Origin of the sequence: Cohaesibacter intestini (genome assembly GCF_003324485.1) — a bacterium.
GTDB classification, from domain to species: Bacteria; Pseudomonadota; Alphaproteobacteria; order Rhizobiales; family Cohaesibacteraceae; genus Cohaesibacter; species Cohaesibacter intestini.
In genome coordinates this window covers 339,545-360,708 of record NZ_QODK01000003.1, presented here as the reverse complement: position 1 = coordinate 360,708, position 21,164 = coordinate 339,545, and the positions used below count along the sequence as shown (strand labels likewise).

Genomic DNA, 21,164 nt, shown 5'->3' with positions numbered 1-21,164 from the left:
TGACACAGGCCGATCAATTCTGTGCGAGCCATGTTGCAGATTTAAGGATCAAAGGTGAGCTTCCTCTGGGTTTCCTCCGATCTCAATGCAATACGGGCAAAATCGAGAAAGCTGCGCAGCTTGACGCTGGTGCGTCCGCCGCCTGCATGCACCAGATGTACGGGCACAGGATCCGCACGGTAAGCTTCCAGAACAGGCTCAAGACGCCCGGCACGGATATCATCCGAGACTTGATAGGACAAAGCCCGACAAAGCCCCCAGCCCTCGCGGGCGACGTTGATTGAGGCAGCGACACTGGTCACTTCCAGGGTCGGGTTGAGACGGACGCTTTGGGTCTCTTTCGGACCGAACCGCCATTCGGTGGTCGGACCGTCGGTTGCAGTGGCAATGATCCGATGCTCAGACAAATCTTCTGGCTTGTCAGGACGGCCCCAGCGGGCGAAATAGTCCGGCGCACCACAAATGACCATCCGCACCTCCCCCACCCTTATGGCGGTCAGGCCCGAAGAGGGCAAATGGCCGATGCGCAGGGCCACATCTACCCCTTCCTCGATGATATTGACGATCCGGTCAACCACCAGCACCTGAGCGGTGACATCGGGGTGAGCGTCGAGATAGGCCGTGACAACCGGCATGATATGGAGACGGCCAAATTCTGACGGGCAGGTGATCCGCAAATGACCTTGTGGCCTGACAGCGGCACCGGAGGCCGCATCATCGGCGGCCTGCAATTGGGCAAGGACAGCTTGCGTGTCGGCCAGATAGGCGGCACCGACCTCAGTCAGCCGCACCTTGCGTGTGGTCCGGGTAAAAAGCCGCACGCCCAACCGTTCCTCCAGCGCATTGATGCCACGGGTAACGGAAGGCGCACTCAGTCCAAGCGCACGTGCGCCAGCCACAAAGCTCTCGGCTTTGGCCACGGCGACAAAGATTTCCAGCGTTTGTATGCGATCCATAATCGTCAAATTACTATTATTTTATGAAACAAACAATTGCAAAAGCCGATTATTATAATCAATGCATGGAAGATATATCTTGTGGTCACAGCGATGCAAGCGCATCCAGCCCGTCAAATCCGTCTCCTAGAAACCGCGTCAGGATCCTCCCATGACCACACCGATCAAGCTTTACAGATATCCTCTATCCGGCCACTCCCATCGCGTTGAGCTGATGTTGGCTCTTCTCGATCTGACCTATGAGGCCATTGATGTTGACCTCGCCAACGGGGCGCACAAGGCGCCGGATTTCCTCAAACTCAGCCCGTTTGGCAAGGTACCGGCAATTGATGACAATGGCTTTACCCTGTCGGATTCCAACGCCATACTTGTTTATCTGGTTCAGACCTATGCACCGACCTCCAACTGGTTGCCAAGCGATCCAAAGCAAGCGGCAGAAGTGCAGCGTTGGTTGACGATTGCCGCCGATCAGATCTTTTCCGGCCCCTGTGCGGCCCGTCTGGTCACCCTGTTCGGCGCTCCGATTGATCATCAGGGAGCGATCAGCAAGGCACATGCCCTGTTCGAGATCATGAACGCACATTTAAGTGATCGCGAATGGCTCGCCAGCGATTCAATTTCCATTGCCGATGTGGCGGGTTACAGCTACATAGCCCATGCGCCCGAGGGTGGAGTCAGCCTTGACGCCTATTCGCATATTCGCAGCTGGCTTGACCGTATCGAGCAGCAGCCGCATTTCGTGGCAATGGCAGCCTCTCCCCTGCCCAAGCTGGCATAATTTCTCAAGTAAGGACCCGACCCCGTGACTATTTTCAAAGAGCCTCGTTCTGTTTTCCATGCCGGTGAGCGTGCTGTTCAGGCGCGCGCCGCAGTATCGGAAGACTATGTCGACATGGTGAGCCGGGCGATCCGCTCCGCCATGCCCGATCAGCATCGGCGCTTTTTTGCCAGCCTTCCAGTGCTGTTCATTGGATTGACGGATCAAGCGGGGCGGGTCTGGAGCGTGCCGGTCTTTGGGGCACCCGGCTTTCTGACCTCACCACGCGCCGATCGTCTTGTCGTGGATGGCAAACCGCCTTTGACGGACATTCTCAAACTGGACGTGTCGGCCGGGGCCAAGGTTGGAGCCATCGGACTGCAACTGACCACCAGACGGCGCAACAGGCTGAACGGCACATTGCTGGAATCCGATGAAGGCTTGCTGGTGGCCGTCGATCAGAGCTTTGGCAATTGTCCGCAATATATCCAAACGCGGGAGATTGATTGGCAGGAGCAGGATCATCTGAAGCCCATGGCTGTGAAGCTCGATAGCCTGACGTCCGACGCCAAAGCGCTGATCAGCCAAGCTGACACCTTCTTCATTGCCTCTCGGTCAAAGGAGCTGACCAGCGACCCACGTGCCGGGGTGGATGCGTCCCATCGTGGCGGCAAACCGGGTTTTCTTGGCATCAATGACGACGGAAGCCTGTCTTTCCCGGATTTTTCCGGCAACAAATTCTTCAATACGCTCGGCAACATCGAAGAGGACGGACGGGTTGGTTTGTTCGTGCCCAACTTCGAAACCGGTGCAGCTCTGGTTTTGACCGGGCGCGGCAAGGTGGATTGGTCACAAGACAGGGTATCGGCCTTTGCCGGGGCGGAGCGGATCATTGATGTGATACCGGATGAAGTCTGGCTGGTCGAGCAGGCACTGCCCGGGCATGGGCAGTTGCTCGACCGCTGGCCAGCCCTCGATCAGACTGGCAGCTGGCAAGGCGAGCCAGCTTCCTGACTTGCCTTTGCTCGCGTTGGGCCTGATCAGGCCACCGATGCGAGCAAAGCCTCGATATGGGCTGGGCCGGTTGGTCTGATGCCCAGCGGATTAAGGGCCTTGATCGCGTAATAGCCGCGGGTGATATGATCCATATTCACCGTCTCGATCACGCCGGGCAAACGCAGGATGCGCTCCATATAGGCAGACAGGTTGGCATAATCCTTAATCTGTCTGCGGTTGGTCTTGAAGATGCCATGATAGGCCGCATCGAAGCGAATGAGCGTGACGAAAGTGCGGATATCTGTTTCCGTCAGCTGGTTGCCAATGAGATAGTCCTGTCCTTCAAGGCGGCTTTCCAGCCTGTCCAGAATGCCAAAGACATCGGAAACCGCTTCGTCATAGCTTTGCTGGCTTGAGGCAAAGCCTGCGCGATACACCCCGTTGTTCAATTTGTCATAAATCTCGACATTGAGGCGATTGATCTCGTCTCCCAAGGCTTCTGGATAAAGGCGCAAATCAGACGGGATGATCGCATCGAAAGCAGAATCAAACATCCGCAGAATGTCGGCGCTTTCATTGTTGACCATGACATTTTGCTGTATGTCCCACAGGAACGGCACTGTTGCACGACCGGTAAAATTGGTATCCGCCCGACTATAGATCTCATGCAGATAGGTGGCCTTGAAAAGAGGGTCTTCATCGACACCGGGATAACCACCGAACTGCCATCCTTCATCGGACAGCACCGGATTGACCACCGTCACCGGAATAATCTCTTCGAGCCCTTTCAATTTGCGGGCAATCAGTGTGCGCGAAGCCCATGGGCAGATCAACGCAACATAGAGGCGATAGCGTCCGGCTTCAGCCTTGAAGCCGCCATTCCCTGTCGGTCCGGGGCGTCCGTCCGGGGTGATCCAATTGCGAAAGGACGAGACTTGCCGAATGAAGCGGCCTTCTTTGTCCGATTTCTGGACCGGCTGCCAGTCCTTGGTCCATTTGCCATTTACAAGCATGGTTCTGTTCCTTTGCTTTGGGGCTTAGCTGCCGTGGAAAATAAAAGAGCGCATGGAAACAGCCCCCATTGCCAGGTCTTCGGTCAAATAGGTGAGCGTGTCTTGCTCGCTTGCCGCCCCGGCAATCGTCAGGGCCGGAATATAATGGTCGCTCGAGGGATGGGCGAGCTGGAACAGGTTGCCCATGGCCTTGCGATCGGCCAAGGCCCCCATGTCCCGAGCCGTTAAACGCTGTTCAAAATGGGCGTCAAACGCGAGGGCAAAGTCATGTGCCTTGCCGTCCATCCGCAGGGCATGAAGATTGTGTACGATGTTACCTGAGCCAAGGATCAGCACCCCACGATCGCGCAGGCTGGCCAAGGTCTTGCCCACCTCGAGATGCTCTTCAAATGGCATGGCAAGATCGATGGAGAGTTGGAAGACCGGCACATCTGCATTTGGAAACAGAAATTTCAGCACCGTCCAGGCCCCATGATCAAGGCCCCAGCGGTCATCCTCTTGCGCATGATGGCTGGCAAGCAGGGAGACCACCTCGCGGGCCAACTCCGGATCCCCCTTGGCAGGATAGGTCTCGTTATAGAGTTGTTGAGGGAAGCCATAAAAGTCGTGAATGGTTTTAGGCATTGCGGAAATGTCGACCAGCGTATGGCCTCGGGTCATCCAGTGTGCCGAAACCACCAGAATCGCCTGAGGCTGGGGCAAGCTCTTGCCCAAATCGGTCCAGCTGCGGGAATAGGGGGTGTCTTCTATGGCATTCATCGGGCTACCATGACCCAGAAAGACCACTGGCATACGTTCGGACAGCGTCAGGCGGTCTTTGAGTTTTTCAAGGGCATATGATGCACTCATGAGTGGCTCCAATCTTGTCGGAAATTGTCAGGCACGGGAGGAAAACAGGCAATCAGACCACGCAAAGGGGCGCGTTGAGGCGTCACGCAGCAGGCACAGAATGGCTCTGCCAATCACCTTCGCTGGCATTGGCCCTCTTCTGGACCCGAGGACGACCATGGTATCTTTTGCGCTGTTCATGTCTTTGCTCCAAACTTCAAAGGATCGGCCAAACCAACCCTTGCCTTTCTTCTGGAGCCACTATGCGCCTTAACACTCGTCAACAAAATGGCGTATATATAGAATAACTATCCATGAAATATTCTTAATCAAAAGCTATTCCAGCAGCCCCTTGTCGCGGATATCCGCAAGGGCAAAGTCGATCAGGCCTCTGACCTTGCGGGGCAGAACAGTGCCTGACAGATAAACCGCGCTGATCGGGTGGCTTTCCATTTGATAGTCCGGCAACAAAGGCACCAAAGCACCCTTATCCATCGCATCGGCGACCACAAAAGCAGGACAATAGGCAACTCCTTCTCCGGCGATGGCCCATTCATTTGCCACCCGTGCGCTGTTGACCATGAAGTGGCGGTTGGTTTGCACCGTGCTTGTCTCTCCCGCTTTGATGAACGTCCAACGGGAGGGATCGCGCCGATTGGTATCGACAATGCAGCGATGGTCCACAAGGTCTTCCGGTCGGCTGGGCGCTCCATATTGCGCAACATAGTCCGGCGATGCCACCAGATGGCTGGCGAGCATGCCCAACTTGCGGGCCTTGAGGGACGAGACACTGGGCGTCCCGATGCGAAAGGCAAGATCGATGCCCTCCTTGGCCAGATCGATATAGGCATCACTGAGGCGCAGATCGATCTTCAAGGCGGGATGCTGTGCCGCGAACCGCCGGATCATGGCATGGATGTAAACCTCGCCAAACGTGACGGGTGCGGAAATACGCAACAAGCCCGTAAAGCCTTTCGACTGTTCCGACATCGAGCCGATGAGATCATCGAGTTCATCCAGTAGAGCAGGCGCACGTGCGAGCAAATCTTCCCCAGCCGGCGTCAGACCGACCTTGCGGGTGGTTCGCTGCAACAAGCGCGTGCCTATGCGGCTTTCCAGTTCTGCGACATATTTCGATGTCAGCCGGTTCGACATACCCAGCCGGTTGGCCGCTTCGGTGAAGGATCCGGTCTGCGCGGTGGCAACAAAGGCTTTCATGCAATCGACGAGATCCATGGGGCGGCTCCTATATTAAGAACAAAATAAGGATAGACATTCCGCTTTTTCGCCATTTCATTGAATTTAGTCAAGAGGCATAGTGGCGCCATCCCAAGGCATCCCGCTCTGAAGCGCAAGACAGTCAAGCGCCGAACGGGACGCATCCTTCGATACCCACAAATCCAGGTGGTGGCCCCTACTCCGCCCGACAGCTTTTATGAAAGACCCTGACCATGATTGATAGCCAAACCGCTCCCTTCGCCGCCTTTGTCCTGCGGGTCACCTCTGGTGCCCTGTTCCTCTCCCATGGTTTGACCAAGGTGTTTGTTTTCACCATTCCCGGCACTGTCGGTTTTTTCGAAAGCCTCGGCTTTCCCGCCCTGTTTGCCTATCTCGTCATCTTTGCCGAGTTGGGCGGTGGCCTCGCCCTGATCACAGGCACAGCCACCCGGATCGCCGCTTTGGCGCTCATCCCGACGCTTTTGGGCGCAACATTTGTGCATGCTGGCAACGGCTTCTCCTTTGCCAGTCAGGGCGGAGGCTGGGAATATCCTGCCTTCTGGATCGCCGTTCAGATTGCCATTGTCTTTCTGGGCAGCGGCGCCTTTGCCCTCAAGCTGCCATTGCAGCAGCGCTGGGCTCAGTAGGTCAATCCGTACTTGCTTGCGACCCATCATCGTCAAACAAAGGGACAGGTTGAACACCTGCCCCTTTGTCGATTCCGGGGAAACCACTGCGACAATCGTGTCATTCCGATTGACAGCAGGAATTTAGTTGCATATACAACTTTCATGACCCAGCTGTATGACATTGAAAAATCTTTGGGCCACCTCACGGGCCTTGCCAACCGGTTGTTCAGCAACCTGTTGGTTTCGCGCTTCCATCATGCGGGCATTCGCATGACCGCCGAACAATGGGGTGCGCTTCTGGTCCTGATCAATATGGAGGGCCTGTCGCAAACCGAATTGGCTGAAGCGCTCTATTTGGAAAAATCCAGCGTCAGCCGTCTTGTTGTCGGCCTTGAAAAGCGCGGCTGGGTCCAACGCACAAAAGACACCGACGATGGACGCAAGCATGTGTTGATCGCCACGCCAGACGCCAAGGCACTCGCCGCCCGATGCTCCGAAATCGCACGCTCCGTGTTGCGCGATGCAGAGACAGAGATCGCTAAGGACGAGCTGGTCAACACCAAACAATTGCTCGTCAAGATCGTTACGAATTTGCGCAGTTGCAACGACAAGACATCAGCCCCCTCAACAGAGACCTGATCGCGAAGCTGCGCCAAATAACATTCCCACAACTTGATCAAACAATGGAGATGAAACATGAGCAAACGCAACGCGCTCGTTACCGGAGGAGCCAGAGGTATTGGTGCGGCTAGTGCAAAAGCCCTGGCTGAAGATGGCTACCGGGTTTTCATCAATTACGTAAACAGCGTTGAAGCGGCCGACGCTCTGGTTGCTGAAATCACGCAAGCAGGCGGTGAGGCTGTATCCCTTCGTGCCGACGTGCGCGACGATACCGAGCTTGCCAACATGTTTGCCACCATCGACCGCGACTATGGTGGCGTTGATGTGCTGGTGTCGAACGCCAACATGCATTTCACGGCAAAGCCTTTTGTCGACCAGAGCTGGGAAGAATTCTCCCAGAAACTCAACGACGAAATGCACGCATCCTATCAGGCCGCAAAACTGGCCGTGGATTCCATGCGGAACAAAGGGTTTGGTCGTCTGATTTTCATTTCCAGCACGCTCTCGGAAGCCCCTGCGCCAAGCTTTATCGCCCATGGAACGGCAAAAGGCGCGTTGGACAGCTTCTGCAAATACCTCGCGCAGGAACTCGGCCCGCACGGCATCACGGCCAATATTGTGGCCCCTGGGCTGGTGGAAACCGATGCGACGAAAGACGCTCCTGACGAGTTCAAGGAGATGATCCGCAACTTCACTCCGACCCAGAAGATTGCGACACCGGACGATGTTGCCAATACGGTTCGCTTCCTTGCTGATCCGAAAAGTGGGCATGTCACCGGCACCTATAACCCGGTTTGTGGTGGCGCCTATCTCCACTAAAAAGCGTCACGTGTCAGATGGTCTCACGGCCGTCTGACACGTGGCTTTTTCCCCTACTGATCACGGCCTTTCTTCTCCAACGCGATTGCCTCTTTGCAGCTTTTGACGCCTTTGGCTGCGATCCAGCGCGGCACCCAACACTCATCGTTCGTTTCGATTTCATCGACACATCTGCTTAATTTGCCGCCATTTCCTGGCTTGTTGCAAAAATAGACATTCTCGAAGATGCCCGGAAAGCTCAACAGAACTGCATCGCCTTTCTCCTGTTTCACTGGGGGGGCGGATGGTGTGATTTTGCCAACAAGAGCGGGATTGCTGGATGGTTCGGACACCGAAAGGGGGGTGGTCGTGACCGATGTGCTGACCGACGGCGTCGCACCCAGCGGTGTCGTGGTGACCTTGGTCATAACGCCTTTGGAGCCGGGTCGACCTGGTGCCTCTTCATCACAGTCCGGATCGCGCCTGTCTGCCACGGATTCAGATCCTTGCTGCGCCCCATTGTTTGGCATCAGCTCGGCCTGTGTTGGCTTTTCCTGCCCACGACAAACCCTGTCATTGCAGGCATAGAAGCGTTCCAGCAGGGCTTTCTGGGCCTGTTTTCCCGCCGTCTGGGCGCGGATCAAGGCCGTATTTTCATTGTTGATCGCCTCGATACGGCGGATTTTGTGGCGCAGGGTTCGTGCCTCTCCGGCCAGACGACGCATGGTGCGTGCAATCTCAAGCAACTCTGCCTGACCGTCCGCATGCAACTTACCGAACTTGCGACCGATGCGCCCTTCTGTGCGCTCCTTGTAGAGAGCATTGGCCTCTTCGGCCTCACGCAATAGCGCCTCGCGCTTGTTTTTCATGGCGCGCAATTCTGAGACATTGGTATCGGGCAAGGCGGCGAGGCGTTTGCCAACAAAAGCCAGCCTGTCGCCATTGGCCTTGAGGTCCAAAGCCAGTGAGCGGCACTGGGCGCATTGCGGTTTGAAGATCAAATCATCATCCGTGATGGTGTGAAGCTCTGCCGCCGCCGTTTCAAGATGGCCTTCAAGCGCTCCGACCATCTGGTCGAGCTTGCCCTGCAAGTCCGTTTGCGCTTCTTGGAGCCGCACTTTGCCATTGCGCGGATCGCGTTCAAGCGGTGGCAAATCGACAAGCCCGCGGGTCGCAGTGGTGGAATTGCAGCGGCTATGAGCGCAAGGCGCAATCGTATCGATCGCCTTTTTCAGCTTGGCGTCCAGTTTTGACAGGCGGCTGAGCTGATCGCGGACCTCTTCCTGCGCGGCGACTTGTTTGAGATATGGATGTCCCTGAGCTGCGAATTGTTGACGTGCCTTTTGAATCTTGGCGCGAAAATCCGTCAGGGCTGGTTCGGAAATTTTGGTCTTCACATAGCGCGATGCAATCTGGGTCATGGCGAAAGCGACATTGCGCATCGCATTGGCCCGCACTTTTGCCTTGGCGTCGGAAAGGGCCTTTGTGCCTTCCTTCTGCCAAGTGTCGGCCATTGCACCAAGCTCCTTCAACTCCTTTTGCATTTTGACCAGTTCGTCACGGGCGCTCAGAGCGTCAACCGCGTTGCTGCTATTCTCCTTGATGGCGGTCCTGCCTGCCTCGTTGATCAAGGGCAAATTGTCAATCAGCAGGCTATCCTCAAGCAATGCCTTGAGGTTGATCCGGTCTTTGGCCGCGGCATCACTGACATCCGGCTGGTAGGTGATGGACTCCACCTGATGCTGGAGATGGTTGTAGCTGTGGTCAAAGCGATTGAGCAGAGAATTGAGATCCTTGATCGTCTCCCAGATGGCAGCCGGATTGCGGAGTGTCTCAGTGAGGGACTGTTGGGCCATGCCCCTTAGATTGTCGATGACGCCATTAACCTCGGTCGCAGTGCCGAGCATTTCGTCAGTTGCCCGCGATGAACTGGCTGCAATCCGGGCGGCTTCGAGTTGACCGGACAGGCGGTCATTGTTGGTTATGGCCTCCAGATTGGCCTTCTCCAGCAACGCCTCTTCGGCTTCGAGCGTTTCCGCATAGCGGTCCAGCGCGGTTCTGACATTGGTGAGATCGGCCAGAATATGGGCTTCGCCACGACATTGTTTGGGACCACATGCGTCCTCGGAACAGTCGCTTGCCTTGTTGCCTGCGCGCTGCTGCAAGGCTTCCACCCGCGACAGGAGGGTTTGAAACCTGTCCCCGGTCTCCGCCCCGACCTGGGAGACAGTCGCCATCATGGCAAACAGAAGCCCTGCGAGAGCAGCCAAGGCGTTGCCCCCGCCCTTTGACACGTCCCTTGCCGTCCCACTCATCATCCCACCTCCGCATTTCATACCGATCCCCGACGCATTGCCAGCGCGTGCAATGACCACGTTACGGAATGGCCACATCCAGATTGGTTGCCTGCCCGACCTTGATATCGAATGCATCGGTGTTGAAGGTCTTGCCGCCCGAAATCATCACACGCAGATAGTAGCGATCCTGTGGCAAAGCCAGCGTCTTGGTCGTGCCTTGATTGAAGTAATGGACCCGTTTGTCATCGCTGGCGCGCATGTAATCGATATTGATGATCCGCTGCCCGCTGGCGCTGCCGACTTTGTGGCTCAGCAATCCAGCTTGCATGTCAAGCTGGGGCGTTGCGGTTTCGTTGGCCTTGATCTCGAGCGGAAAGATTCGCGACATCGAGGGGCCGCCGCGATTGTAATTGACGAAGGCCTTGATGACATACTGCCCCGGTTTCAGCGGCTTCTTGGCTTTTTGCGATCCGGGCAGGAAAAGCAAGCTATCGAGGGTTTGTTTGGTCCGGGCGTCTTGTTCGGTCTTGAACACCGCATAATCCGCAAAGCCACCCAAGGGTTTGGTGCCAGCGCTGAGAACCGAGCTGGGCTGGATATAACCCACGCGCATGTCGAAGTCGTGGCGGGTTTTCTCTCCCGGCAGAATGTCGATTTCAGCGCTTTCCTTGATTGTGCCGTGGGATGCCACGACCTTGAAACGCCCTGCGGGCAACCATGTCAGGCTGTTGGACGAGGCCGCCTCGGTCAAGGCTTTGGCCGCAGCCTTACCATCCTTGAGGGGGAAGAACTGATAGAGTATCGGGTCGGCGGCGATGCTCTTGTCGTCGGTCGCATAGGCAAAAAGTGTGGCCGTGCCACCCATCAGATTGACCGCGCCAACTTGCTGGCCATCGTCTCCGATGATCAGCTCGGTGTCCCGGACCAGTACGCTTGATTCATAGCGTGCGGTCACTGGATACCGTCCCGGAGCCAAAACAGGGTCAGAGGGATAAAGGATGCCGAGACCTTCATAAAGGCTTCCTCCGTCTCTTTCCTTGACCGACCAGCGGACTTTGTTGGCCGCGAGCCGATCGCAGCTTTCACACAATTTGGCATAGAGGAACAGGGATGGCTCAGGGTCCGCCGGCTCCGGCTCGGAAGTCTTTGAGGCTGTCGCAGGTGGGGCTGGCGGCGGGGCGGGCTTGGGCTCGGCCTTGGCCAACTTGACGGTTTCCTTCAGCGCCGCCTGCAATTCACTGGCATTGTTGGCACGAAAGAATTTGCCCCCGGAATTGTCTGCGATGCATTGAAGTGCAAGGGATTCCTCGTTGGTGACATCAAAGCCGATGACATGAACATCCAAACCGGGATTGGCCAAATCGAGATTGCGCGCGGTCTCGCAGGGGTCGGCCCCACAGGTTTCAAGACCGTCACTGACCAGCACCAGAGAAGAGCGTGGTTTGGGATACTTGCCAAGATTTTTCAAAAGGAGCTGAGCAGACGCCATGGTCAGAGACAGACTGATCGGGGTCTTGCCACGGGGGGAAATGGATTTGACCTTGTCGATCAGCAGGGGTCTATCGACCTGTCCGGGCATTGCCACCACTTCAATATCCTGACAATCCCCTTTCCGCCTGTGCCCATAGATCATCATGCCAACGGGAACCTTGGCATCCCAGTCGGTGATCAGATCACTCATGACATCCTTGGCAATGGCAATCTTGGCGATGCCATCAATCTGCCCCCACATGGAGTTGGACCCGTCAAGGACGAACAGCACTTCCCCGGCGGTTTGTGCACGCGTCGCCTGCAATGGGCCAAACAGTGAGATGAAAGAGACACATACAGACACGATTGCCACGGCCAGCGACCGGGGCAAGAAAAACAGGTTCGGAAAAGGCATTGTTCCACCCAGAGATCAAATCAATATCAAACAAGACAACTAAGCATATTCCCTCATGATAGAGAAAAGTTGGTCGTTGTAAAACCAAGTGAACTGCTTTCCGCAGGTGGGTCAGGCTCTGCAGAGGTAACTGCTTGAATTTCTGGACGTATGAAAGCACCGGCTCACAAAAATGTGATTGATGATCAGGCGTGGGCCGTCATGTCCCGGCTTTTTCTTCAAGACGGAATACAGACAAGGATTCTCATCTCGGCGGCTTGAGGCATGCACGTCCGATGGCATTCTGAAGAGGCATCTGTTTTGGAAAATGGTCGGAGTGAGAGGATTCGAACCTCCGACCCCCTCGTCCCGAACGAGGTGCGCTACCAGGCTGCGCTACACTCCGACATGTGTTTACTGGAGTATGACAATTCGATGACTTTTTCAAGCTTATCGCATGAATTTGCTGATGATTTACCTGCCTTTTGCTGGACGATTTCAACAAGGCGGATGTGACCTGACCGCATGGCTGCTGGTGGCATGAGGAAATCACGGATTGAATGGCGGCGGCGTGGTCTATCACCTCTGCTATACTGGGCCTGCTGACAAACCCAAACCGGTTGCGAGCCTTGCCCCTGAAGCAAGGAGTTTGTCCTTCATTGCCTGCCACTTTCCCCCATTGCGGGCAAGGATCGCATCGTCGATCAGGGTGACGTCATAATGACGCTTGAGAGCTGCCTTGGCGGTTGCGTTGATGCAAGCCGTTGCATCCTGTCCTGTGATGTAGAGATGGCCGATTTCATGATCATCGAGATAGCGGGTGAACATGGGTGCAGTGAAGCTGTCCCCCTCATGCTTCCAAACATGATAATTGGCCTCATAGGTCAGCGCATCGTCTCGCTTGAGCCCCAGAGAGCCTTCGATGCCAGCGCCACCTGCGATGATCTTGACGACAAGTTTTTCCAGCGGATCGGTGAAGGCATGACTGATTTCGATCACCGGGATACCGAGCTGATGCGCCTCGGCCGCCAGTTCATTGATCTGGTGGAAAGCAACAAGACGTCGCTCGGGATCATGGGCCAACTTGCCGCTGGCACGGGTGAAATCATGCTGCATGTCGATCACCAACAAAGCTGAGTTGGGTCGAGCAGTCTTGTCAATCGGCTTTGCCCGTGGGCGATTGATCACACGATAAAGCCCGTTGGCCATCAGAAAGACGATCAAGGCTAGCGTCAGTCCCAGTATCAGGTTCATCCGTCTTTCTCCCCTTTTGATGTGCATCCGGTGCAATGCCGCCGCCATTGTAGAGCCTCGCCAGACGTGTCTCAACCAAATGACGCCGGTGCGCCAATTGGCCTCTTTGGCGAGCGACAGAAAACCCGGCAGACATTGGCCTGCCGGGTTCGATACCAAACAACGAATGACGCTTATTTGACTTCGCTGATACGGCCGTCAATCACGGGCGCATAATCGGGATTGTTGGACAGATAATCTGCAACAAGCTGCTCAAGGCCCGGACCATAATCATAGGCATTCATGCCGTTGGTTTTGAAGACTTTATAGCCGTCGCCACCAGAGCGCATATAGTTGTTGGAGACCACACCATAGGTGGCTTCCATGTCGATAGGGGCCCATTTGCCATCTTGCATCACTTCAACGGCAGTGATGCGCTCGCCAACTGGCTTGGCACGGGTCCAGCTGAATTTCAGACCGGCGACCTGCGGGAAGCGGCCTTTGACTTCTTCCACCTGAGAGACGCCATTTTCCAAAGCGGCAACCACATCGGCCCCCTTCAACTGGAAGGTCGCAGCGGTGTTCTGGAATGGCAGAACGGTAAGAACTTCGCCCATGGTGATTTCACCATCATTGATGGAGGCACGCAAACCGCCGCCATTCTGGATGGCGATGGAGATGCCCTGCCCCTTCATGCGCTCCAGCATGGCATCGGCGACGAGGTTACCCATTTCGCATTCCATCTGGCGGCATTTTTCGCGAGACCCGTCGATCAACGCCTTGGAGGAGCCGATCACCTTGACTTTCAGCTCTTCGATTGGCGCACCCAGCTCAGCAACGCGCTTGGCAAAGGCTTCGTTCGGCAGGACAGACTTGTCGAGCAGGATCGGATCGCCCTTGGCAGAGACGACTTCGCCCTTGTCATCAAAGGTCACTTCGATGTCGCCAACATATTTCGAATAGGCATAGGCCTGCACGATCGGCACGTCCTTGCCGTCCGGATTCTTGACCATCACCGGATAAGGGGCTGCGGCCTTCTTGTCGGTGTTGGAGAGCAAGGTGTGGGAATGGCCACCAACAATCAGGTCGATGCCAGCAACCTTGGAGGCAAGATCCATGTCTTTTGGCAGACCTTCATGGGTGACAGCGATGATCTTGTTGACGCCCTGTTCTGTCAGTTCCTGCACGGCCTGTTTGAGATAATCCTCGGACGAAGAGAAGATGACCTTGTCGCCTGGAGACGAGGTTTCAACGGTGTCTTCTGCCAAGGTGGAGATGAGACCGATTTTCTCGCCACCGACTTCCTTGACGATGTAGCCCTTGATCTTGCCTTTGAGCAGCGGTTCGCTGGAGACGTCGATATTGCCGGAAATGACCGGGAACTCGGCCTTGTCAACAAAGTCAGAGAGGCCTTTCGGGCCATCGTCAAACTCGTGGTTGCCAACGGCCATGACGTCAAAGCCAATGCCATTCATGAACTCGACTGCGGCAGCGCCCTTGTAGGTGGAATAGAAGAGCGACCCCTGAAACTGGTCACCGGCATCGATGGTCAGAACATTCTTGCCTGCGGCTTTCAGTGCGTCGCGACGCTGGTCGATCATCGTTTTGACGCGCGCGATACCACCATAGCATTTGCCTTCTTCTTCGCCTTTGGCGTTGCAGGTCGAATCATACTTGTTGATCGACTCGATCCGGGAGTGCAAATCGTTGATATGGAGAATGTTGAGAGAGAAATCCGCATTGGCAGAGCTGGCAAATCCTGCCGTCAGAGCCAAGGCAGCCACGCCAGTGAAAAGTGTTTTCATAATGGTTGAAACCTCCAAAAGAAACTATGTCTCCCCTCGTCTGGACACGTCCAGAGCCGCCATGCAAGTGAGCCCCGCTTCTTTGTGTCTGAGCGATATGGACAGCATGGCTTAAGGAATTTCGTCTTCAGCGCACCGTCAGCCGTCTGAAGTGCGAGCCAAGTTAGCGGCCTGCGACAACTGTTTCATGACAATGGGGCGAAGACCAGACCCGCGATCAGGATCCCCACAAATATGTCGAAATAGCTCGACATACCCGTTTTGGTAGTCTCTGAGCGCTCAAAAACCAGTCAATCAGAGGTGCAAGCTGCCTTTCAAGACAGCATTGAATCAGTTCATCACGGGTTCGCTCGACCGCTTTTCCAAGTAAAAGCGTGCCCGCTCCGCGACAGCCTCATTGCGATCAGTGCATAATTGGAGCGCCAAAGCATCCAGTGCCGGGCTTGCAGTCTCCCGTCTGGCTATGAGGGCATCCGCCGCCAGTTTGCGCACACTGGCCGATTTGTCCGATGCGGCTGCCTCGATCCAGAAGTCGAGATCGACCTTCAGGCCGAGAGGACGGCAGACAACATTGCGCTCCTGCATGAAGCGGCCACGATAATCTTCGATCAGGCCCGGCTTGTAACCGTCGATCCATGAGACTTCACCGCTGAGCAATATCTGCATGGCCAGAGCCCGCAGATGAGGCTGGGAGGCTTCTGCTGCCAATGTCGGGATATGGGGGTCGAGGTCCTCGTTGGGCAAAAGAGCCTTCAATCCTTTCGCTCCGGTTCCATCACGGCTTTCACAGATCAGCTCTATGATGGCGGCCAGACATTCGGATCTCTGCATTGCCGTATCAACCAACGCTCTGGCTTCTGGATCCCATCGGATGAGGTGCTTTGAATAGTCAAGAAGGAACAAAGCGCTGTCGGCGATGACCGCAGTGTCTGTCAGCGGCAACAGCCGTTTGGCGCTATCAAGCGCTGCCTTGCGCACAGCAGCGACCCAGTCATTCATCCGATAGACAAGAGTGCCGACGTCAAATGGAGACGCAGGTGGCATATTGATCAGGTGCATCGCCATTTGCCGGACATAGCCAGAATCGTGATAGGCGAACAACCAACATAGATGCGGGGGGGTCTGCATCAAGCGCAGTTCCTTGGTGAGGAAAGGGGCTTTGACACTTAGCAACCCCTCCGGCAGATCCCTCTTGAGTTCATCAAAAACCGACTGCTCAGAGGGTTGACTGCAGGTGGACCAATCGACCCGCCAATTGAGCTTTGCACATTTGGAGATGACCCCGGCTGCATCCACGACCGCCGAGGCGGGCAGCTCTGCCAGTGCAACACGAAAGGCATCAATCTGCTCGGGATGTAGGGTTCCTTCCCGGATTGCCTTGCCCAACTCGAATAGCGCTGTCTGCAACGCCGGAGGCAGGCGAGAGCGATCTTTCAAGGTGTAAAGATCCGGGTAAGGCAAGGGACGGGACAAGGCATGAGTTCCATTGCTGAGGGGGCACTGATCTCTGTGATGAAGCTTATGAAATAGCCAGAAGGAACTCAACCACTTGTCGCAATACCGAAAAGCCCACCTTGTGGTGGGCTTAACACGGTCTTTTCAGGCTTGGTAAAGGGCGGTCAATGCGCCCCGACCTTGATGACCATCTTGCCGAAGTTGCGGCCTTCAAGCAGATCAATGAAAGCGGAGGGCGCATTCTCCAAACCCTCGACCATATGTTCGCGATACTTGATCTTGCCGAGCTTTATCCATTCAGTCATCTGGCTGGCAAACTCGGGATAGACATGGCCAAAGTCATCAAAAACGATGAAACCCTGCAGTTTGACCCTGTTGACGAGGAGCATCGTCATCAGTTGGCCGGACAGATCAGGGCCTTCGGCCTGACCGGTTGCATTGTACCGCGAAATGACGCCGCAAAGCGGAATGCGGGCCTTGGGATTGAGCAGCGGCAACACAGCCATCAAGACTTTGCCGCCGACATTTTCGAAATAAACATCGATGCCTGCAGGGACTGCGGCGGCCAGTTGGGCTTCAAAATCATCCGCATAGCGGTCAATGCAGGCGTCAAACCCCAACGCTTCAACCGCATAGGTGCATTTTTCCGCGCCGCCGGCGATGCCAACCACATGACATCCCTGCAATTTTGCGATCTGACCCACCTGTGCACCAACTGCGCCGGTGGCAGCGGCAACAACAACCGTTTCCCCTGCCTTCGGCTCGCCAATCTTAAGCAAACCGGCATAGGCCGTCAATCCGGGCATGCCCAAAACACCAAGGGCCCAAGAAGGATTGATCGGATCCTTGCCCATATTCTGCACCATCGTGCCATCGGACAGGGCATAATCCTGCCAGCCGCTGAAGGACAGCACCCAGTCCCCCGTCTCAAACCCATCAAGGTGGGAGGTCACGACGCGCCCAACAGTGCCTCCGACCATAACCTGTCCCACGGCCACCGGTTCGGCGTAGGATTTGGCGTCACTCATCCGTCCGCGCATATAAGGGTCAAGGGAGAGATAGACCGTGCGAATGAGCATCTGCCCCTCTCCCGGTTTAGGGATTTCTTCCGTGACCATTTTCAAGGTCTTGTCATCGGGCGACCCGACAGGGCGTTCGGCCAGAAGCAGCTGGCGGTTGGCTTTTTCTGATTGTGTCATCTTGTTTTATTTCCTGTTAGACCAGCTATATTAGACCAGTCGTCTGTATTTTTTGATTGCAAGATTTCTATCTCACCATTCCGTCTCGTGAAAGGAGATCTTCGGGTGATGTGTTGGATTACTAAGGACGAGGAAGCAGGGATTCTGTGTTTTTCAGGGCAGACTGAAATGGTTGAATCGACTGGTCAAGTTTTGCCAGCAAGCTGGCCCCCAGCCACATTTGATAAAGATGGTTGGCCAAGGAGCGTGGTTCAACATGGCTCGGGATCGACCGATCGGTGATGCCAATCTTGATCTGGTCCACCATTCGCTCAACAATCGAACTGGTGCCTTCGGCGAGGATCCTGCGCATGCCATCTGACATGTCGGAGATCTCAGCTCCCAACTTGACAATCAGGCATTGCTGCGCGCTCTGGCGGGTCGATTGCCGGATCATCCACATGTTAAAGAAGGACATCAGATGGTCGCGACCGCTTACGGCCTTGTCCACCCAGAGTTCATCCAGACGCTGGTGATAGGATTCGACATACCGCTCGAGCAAAGCGCAGCCGAAATCTTCCTTAGATTCAAAATAGTGGTAGAAGGAGCCCTTCGGCACCTTGGCGGTCTTGAGCAATTCGCCCAAGCCAAGCGCATTGAAGCCTCGCTCGGACATAAGATCCCGTCCGATGGTGAGTATGTGATCGCGCGTGTGGGTGCCTTTGTTCTGCATGGAATCAAGCTAAGCATCAGATAGACCAATCGTCTAGTTGGTACTTACCCGTATTTTTGCACATTTCACAGTATTTTCAGGTCTCTTCCACTGCTTCGACATAATACCATCGGCCGGATTTCTTCTTGAACAGGCTATTTTCACGGTGAGTTTGCAGTGATCCCCCGGCCAAATAGCGGGCCTCGAACAAAACCGTTCCCTTTCGGTCTTTCGCCCCGCCCGAATTTTTGCCCAAAATGGTTAGGCCAACCCAATGATTGTCGGCGGCCCATTTGGCGGTGGCAAAGGGGTCAAAACCGGTTTGATAGGCGGGCCAGAGGGTATCGCGCAGATAGTCGATCCGCTGCAAGGCAAAAGCGGCATAGCGAGAGCGCATCAGCTGTTCAGCGGTTTGCGGCAGGGCTGCCCCATCATGAAAGGTGCCGCAACAGGCAGAGAGTGGCTGGCCAGTGCCGCATGGGCAGAGTGCGTTGCTCATAAGTGCATTAATCCTCTTCTACCATCTTTTCTTGCCTCCTGCTTCCTTGTATTAAAAAGACCGGCTGAAGCAAAGCCTGTCCTGATACCCTTTCCCCTTTCCTGCCCATTTCCAAGGAGCACCATTATGCGCCGCATCTGTTTTGTCGGAGCCTCCACCGTTGAAGGGATGGGAGATGAGGCCGGTCTGGGCTGGCCGGGGCGGTTGTGGCAGGCCCATCGGGGCGAAGACAGTGCCTTTGTCTCCTACAATCTGGGTATCCGCGGCCAAACATTGAACCAGTTCAGGAAACGCGCGCGTCAGGAGTGCGAGCAGCGATTTCAGCGCACGATGGGACCAATCATCATTCTGGGAACAGGCGCCAATGATCTCAGCCGCTTTGCCGAAGGGGACTACCAAGGCAAACCACGCACGCCTCAGGCCAGCCTGTTGCGCAATTTTCGCGAGCTGGTCTCAGATCTCAGCGCAATTGCGACGCTTCTGGTGATCGGGCCGCCACTGATTGATGAGAACCGGATGCCTTTCAAGATGGAGAAGCAACCGAGCCTTGACTTCCGCCTCGAGGATATCGCAGCGGTTAGCCTCCTCTATCGGGACATCTGCAAGGACAATGACATCGCCTTCTTCAATCTTTATGAGGCGCTCAGCCAAAGTCCTGTCTATCGCCGATCCTTGAGTGAAGGAGCGGATGGTCTGCACCCGACCGGCATGGGCTATCAGGTGATTGCCGATCAGGTCGGGGCATGGAGTGCCTGGAAGGCTGCGCTGGAGAAAGGCTGGGCCTAGCGTGTCTTGCGCTTGAGGATCTTTTCCTCGATATAGGCCGCACCGATAAACATGAAGACCGAAGCGATGACCATCACCTGCATGATGCGCTCCGAATGTCCCTCGGCAGCGGTGATGATCTCGGCGACATTCCAGAATTCCAGATAGATCGCCAGAGCGACAAGAATGCTGACAACAGCAATGGCACGCAAAATCGTGATGAGTAGAGACATGTTGGATCCTTGGGGCTGGTTATCCTGGCCAATAGACTAGCATCCCCTCCCCCAAATGGGGCAAACGGGGAAGCCAGTTGGCTCTTCTGCCTCGCGGTTATACTCTGATCGAGCCATTCGCGCTACCAGCTCAATGTTCAGGTTTGTGCGTATCTCGCAGCCCACCCCATTGCTTTTTGCCGCTTCAACGCCTAATCCATGACTGAGCTCAGACCAAGGAGACGCGTATGCCTTCCCTACCCGGCATTTTTCAGATCGGCAGTTACGAGATGATCGTTCTGCAGGTATTGATTCTGGCTGGCACCATAGGCGCCATCACCGCCAAGGCAAAGGGACGCTCGGGCTTTCTCTGGTTCGTGCTCAGTGTTGTGACCTGCGGTTTCGGCATTCTGGTGGTGTTGTTCATGCCAGCTGTCACGAAAGGTCCGACAGACGCGCCAGATGCTGAGGATGAAGGCAAGCCGTCAGAAGACTGACCTGCCCTCTTCGGTCTCATTTCCGATTGAGGAAGGAGGCAAAGGCGGCCATCGCCTCGCTTGATTTGAGCTGTTTGGCAAAACAGTCCGCTTCTTCGCGGATGCGGGCCTTGACGTCGGCCACATGGCTCTGGCGCATCAGGTCGCGGGACAACTTCATGGCCCCCACCGGTTTGGATGCGATTTTTTCTGCTGCTTGCAACGCGGTCTGTTCCAGCGCCTCGGCAGAGGTCACCTTGTTGACCACTCCCGCCTTTTCCATTGCGGCAGCATCAAAGGCCTCGCCCATGCACAAAAGCTCGAAGGCGCGCGCATGTCCCATTATGCGAGGCGCCAGCAAAGTGCTTGCCGCTTCGGGCACAAGAGCGAGGTCCGTGAAAGGCGTCTTGAACACGGAACGGTCAGACGCCACCACATAATCGCAATGGAGCAACAGGGTGGTGCCAACTCCGATTGCCAATCCATCGACACCCGCAATCAGTGGTTTACCACACTCAGCCAATGTGTCGAGAAAGGCGATTATCGGCTCGCCCAAGGCACCGCTCTGAGCCATGTTGACGAAATCACCGATGTCATTGCCGGCGCTGAAGGCCCCCGGCACGCCAAGCAGGACCGTCACGCGGGTTGCGTCGTCAAGATTGGCCTCGCGCAAGCCTTTGGCGATGGCATCATACATATCGGCGGTCAGGGCGTTTTTCTTTTCAGGGCGGTCCAGCCGGATCGTGCGGATACCGTCCATCACCTCAACCTTGACCCAAGCGCATTCACTCATTTGTCTCTCTCCCTCAGAGCCATCACATCTACACCTAACGTAAACGGAACAATTCGTTC

The 21,164-nt window shown here is 55.6% G+C and carries 22 protein-coding genes and 1 tRNA gene; 7 read left to right on the top strand and 16 right to left on the bottom strand.

Annotated elements, in window-relative coordinates; all coding sequences use genetic code 11:
- Nucleotides 1-41: 41 nt before the first annotated feature.
- Nucleotides 42-956 (bottom strand): LysR family transcriptional regulator, encoded by a 915-nt coding sequence (locus DSD30_RS12400; protein WP_114009997.1) that lies wholly within the window; start codon nt 954-956, stop codon nt 42-44.
- Nucleotides 957-1,107: 151 nt separating this feature from the next.
- Between DSD30_RS12400 and DSD30_RS12395 the strand changes: the two genes are divergently transcribed.
- Complete coding sequence (locus tag DSD30_RS12395) at nt 1,108-1,734, top strand: glutathione S-transferase family protein (RefSeq protein ID WP_114009996.1); 627 nt, start codon at nt 1,108-1,110, stop codon at nt 1,732-1,734.
- 24 nt (nt 1,735-1,758) lie between these two features.
- A complete protein-coding gene (locus tag DSD30_RS12390) occupies nt 1,759-2,727 on the top strand; it encodes a pyridoxamine 5'-phosphate oxidase family protein (RefSeq protein WP_198662935.1) in 969 nt (322 codons plus the stop codon).
- A 26-nt stretch (nt 2,728-2,753) separates the two neighbouring features.
- On the opposite strand, the gene DSD30_RS12385 is transcribed toward DSD30_RS12390, so the two are convergent.
- The 4 genes from DSD30_RS12385 to DSD30_RS12370 all read right to left on the bottom strand — a co-directional run bounded on the left by DSD30_RS12385 (nt 2,754) and on the right by DSD30_RS12370 (nt 5,786).
- A complete protein-coding gene (locus tag DSD30_RS12385; protein WP_114009995.1) occupies nt 2,754-3,722 on the bottom strand; it encodes a glutathione S-transferase family protein in 969 nt (322 codons plus the stop codon).
- A 24-nt stretch (nt 3,723-3,746) separates the two neighbouring features.
- A complete protein-coding gene (gene ygiD, locus DSD30_RS12380) occupies nt 3,747-4,571 on the bottom strand; it encodes a 4,5-DOPA-extradiol-dioxygenase (protein WP_114009994.1) in 825 nt (274 codons plus the stop codon).
- A 27-nt stretch (nt 4,572-4,598) separates the two neighbouring features.
- A complete protein-coding gene (locus DSD30_RS21545; RefSeq protein ID WP_157967688.1) occupies nt 4,599-4,751 on the bottom strand; it encodes a hypothetical protein in 153 nt (50 codons plus the stop codon).
- 135 nt (nt 4,752-4,886) lie between these two features.
- The gene (locus tag DSD30_RS12370) at nt 4,887-5,786 is read right to left on the bottom strand and encodes a LysR family transcriptional regulator (protein WP_114009992.1); all 900 of its coding nucleotides are present in this window, start codon (nt 5,784-5,786) and stop codon (nt 4,887-4,889) included.
- Nucleotides 5,787-6,001: 215 nt separating this feature from the next.
- Here DSD30_RS12370 and DSD30_RS12365 point away from each other — a divergent pair, with 215 nt between their 5' ends.
- The 3 genes from DSD30_RS12365 to DSD30_RS12355 all read left to right on the top strand — a co-directional run bounded on the left by DSD30_RS12365 (nt 6,002) and on the right by DSD30_RS12355 (nt 7,837).
- On the top strand, nt 6,002-6,415 hold the full coding sequence (locus DSD30_RS12365) for a DoxX family protein (protein ID WP_114009991.1): 414 nt from the start codon (nt 6,002-6,004) through the stop codon (nt 6,413-6,415).
- A 144-nt stretch (nt 6,416-6,559) separates the two neighbouring features.
- Entirely contained in the window at nt 6,560-7,036 is a 477-nt protein-coding gene (locus tag DSD30_RS12360; protein ID WP_114009990.1) for a MarR family winged helix-turn-helix transcriptional regulator, read from the top strand.
- A 57-nt stretch (nt 7,037-7,093) separates the two neighbouring features.
- Nucleotides 7,094-7,837 (top strand): SDR family NAD(P)-dependent oxidoreductase, encoded by a 744-nt coding sequence (locus DSD30_RS12355; RefSeq protein WP_114009989.1) that lies wholly within the window; start codon nt 7,094-7,096, stop codon nt 7,835-7,837.
- A 53-nt stretch (nt 7,838-7,890) separates the two neighbouring features.
- Here the strand turns inward: DSD30_RS12355 and DSD30_RS12350 are convergent, their stop codons facing one another.
- The 9 genes from DSD30_RS12350 to DSD30_RS12310 all read right to left on the bottom strand — a co-directional run bounded on the left by DSD30_RS12350 (nt 7,891) and on the right by DSD30_RS12310 (nt 18,859).
- Nucleotides 7,891-10,131: a hypothetical protein gene (locus DSD30_RS12350; RefSeq protein ID WP_157967687.1), complete on the bottom strand. Its 2,241-nt coding sequence runs from the start codon at nt 10,129-10,131 to the stop codon at nt 7,891-7,893.
- A gap of 61 nt (nt 10,132-10,192) precedes the next feature.
- Nucleotides 10,193-11,998 carry a vWA domain-containing protein gene (locus DSD30_RS12345; RefSeq protein ID WP_114009987.1) on the bottom strand — a complete coding sequence of 602 codons (1,806 nt, stop codon included), beginning with the start codon at nt 11,996-11,998 and terminating at the stop codon, nt 10,193-10,195.
- Nucleotides 11,999-12,306: 308 nt separating this feature from the next.
- Nucleotides 12,307-12,383, bottom strand: a tRNA-Pro gene (locus DSD30_RS12340).
- A gap of 182 nt (nt 12,384-12,565) precedes the next feature.
- The gene (locus DSD30_RS12335) at nt 12,566-13,231 is read right to left on the bottom strand and encodes a cysteine hydrolase family protein (protein WP_157967686.1); all 666 of its coding nucleotides are present in this window, start codon (nt 13,229-13,231) and stop codon (nt 12,566-12,568) included.
- Between the two features lie 173 nt (nt 13,232-13,404).
- Nucleotides 13,405-15,015, bottom strand: coding sequence for a bifunctional metallophosphatase/5'-nucleotidase (locus tag DSD30_RS12330; RefSeq protein WP_114009985.1), 1,611 nt, complete (start codon nt 15,013-15,015; stop codon nt 13,405-13,407).
- 330 nt (nt 15,016-15,345) lie between these two features.
- A complete protein-coding gene (locus tag DSD30_RS12325; protein ID WP_114009984.1) occupies nt 15,346-16,488 on the bottom strand; it encodes a hypothetical protein in 1,143 nt (380 codons plus the stop codon).
- 146 nt (nt 16,489-16,634) lie between these two features.
- Entirely contained in the window at nt 16,635-17,669 is a 1,035-nt protein-coding gene (locus DSD30_RS12320) for an NADP-dependent oxidoreductase (protein ID WP_114009983.1), read from the bottom strand.
- A 121-nt stretch (nt 17,670-17,790) separates the two neighbouring features.
- Complete coding sequence (locus DSD30_RS12315) at nt 17,791-18,381, bottom strand: TetR/AcrR family transcriptional regulator (protein WP_114009982.1); 591 nt, start codon at nt 18,379-18,381, stop codon at nt 17,791-17,793.
- 76 nt (nt 18,382-18,457) lie between these two features.
- The gene (locus DSD30_RS12310) at nt 18,458-18,859 is read right to left on the bottom strand and encodes a YchJ family protein (protein ID WP_114010425.1); all 402 of its coding nucleotides are present in this window, start codon (nt 18,857-18,859) and stop codon (nt 18,458-18,460) included.
- 126 nt (nt 18,860-18,985) lie between these two features.
- Between DSD30_RS12310 and DSD30_RS12305 the strand changes: the two genes are divergently transcribed.
- Nucleotides 18,986-19,645, top strand: coding sequence for a GDSL-type esterase/lipase family protein (locus DSD30_RS12305; protein WP_157967685.1), 660 nt, complete (start codon nt 18,986-18,988; stop codon nt 19,643-19,645).
- Here the strand turns inward: DSD30_RS12305 and DSD30_RS12300 are convergent.
- Nucleotides 19,642-19,857 (bottom strand): hypothetical protein, encoded by a 216-nt coding sequence (locus tag DSD30_RS12300; protein ID WP_114009980.1) that lies wholly within the window; start codon nt 19,855-19,857, stop codon nt 19,642-19,644. The two genes, DSD30_RS12305 and DSD30_RS12300, sit on opposite strands and share 4 nt — an antisense overlap.
- Nucleotides 19,858-20,084: 227 nt before the next feature.
- On the opposite strand from DSD30_RS12300, the gene DSD30_RS12295 reads away from it, so the two are divergent.
- Nucleotides 20,085-20,333, top strand: a complete 249-nt coding sequence (locus DSD30_RS12295) for a hypothetical protein (RefSeq protein WP_114009979.1) — start codon at nt 20,085-20,087, stop codon at nt 20,331-20,333.
- A 16-nt stretch (nt 20,334-20,349) separates the two neighbouring features.
- Here DSD30_RS12295 and DSD30_RS12290 read toward each other — a convergent pair whose 3' ends face one another.
- A complete protein-coding gene (locus DSD30_RS12290) occupies nt 20,350-21,105 on the bottom strand; it encodes a crotonase/enoyl-CoA hydratase family protein (RefSeq protein WP_114009978.1) in 756 nt (251 codons plus the stop codon).
- Between the last annotated feature and the right edge of the window lie 59 nt (nt 21,106-21,164).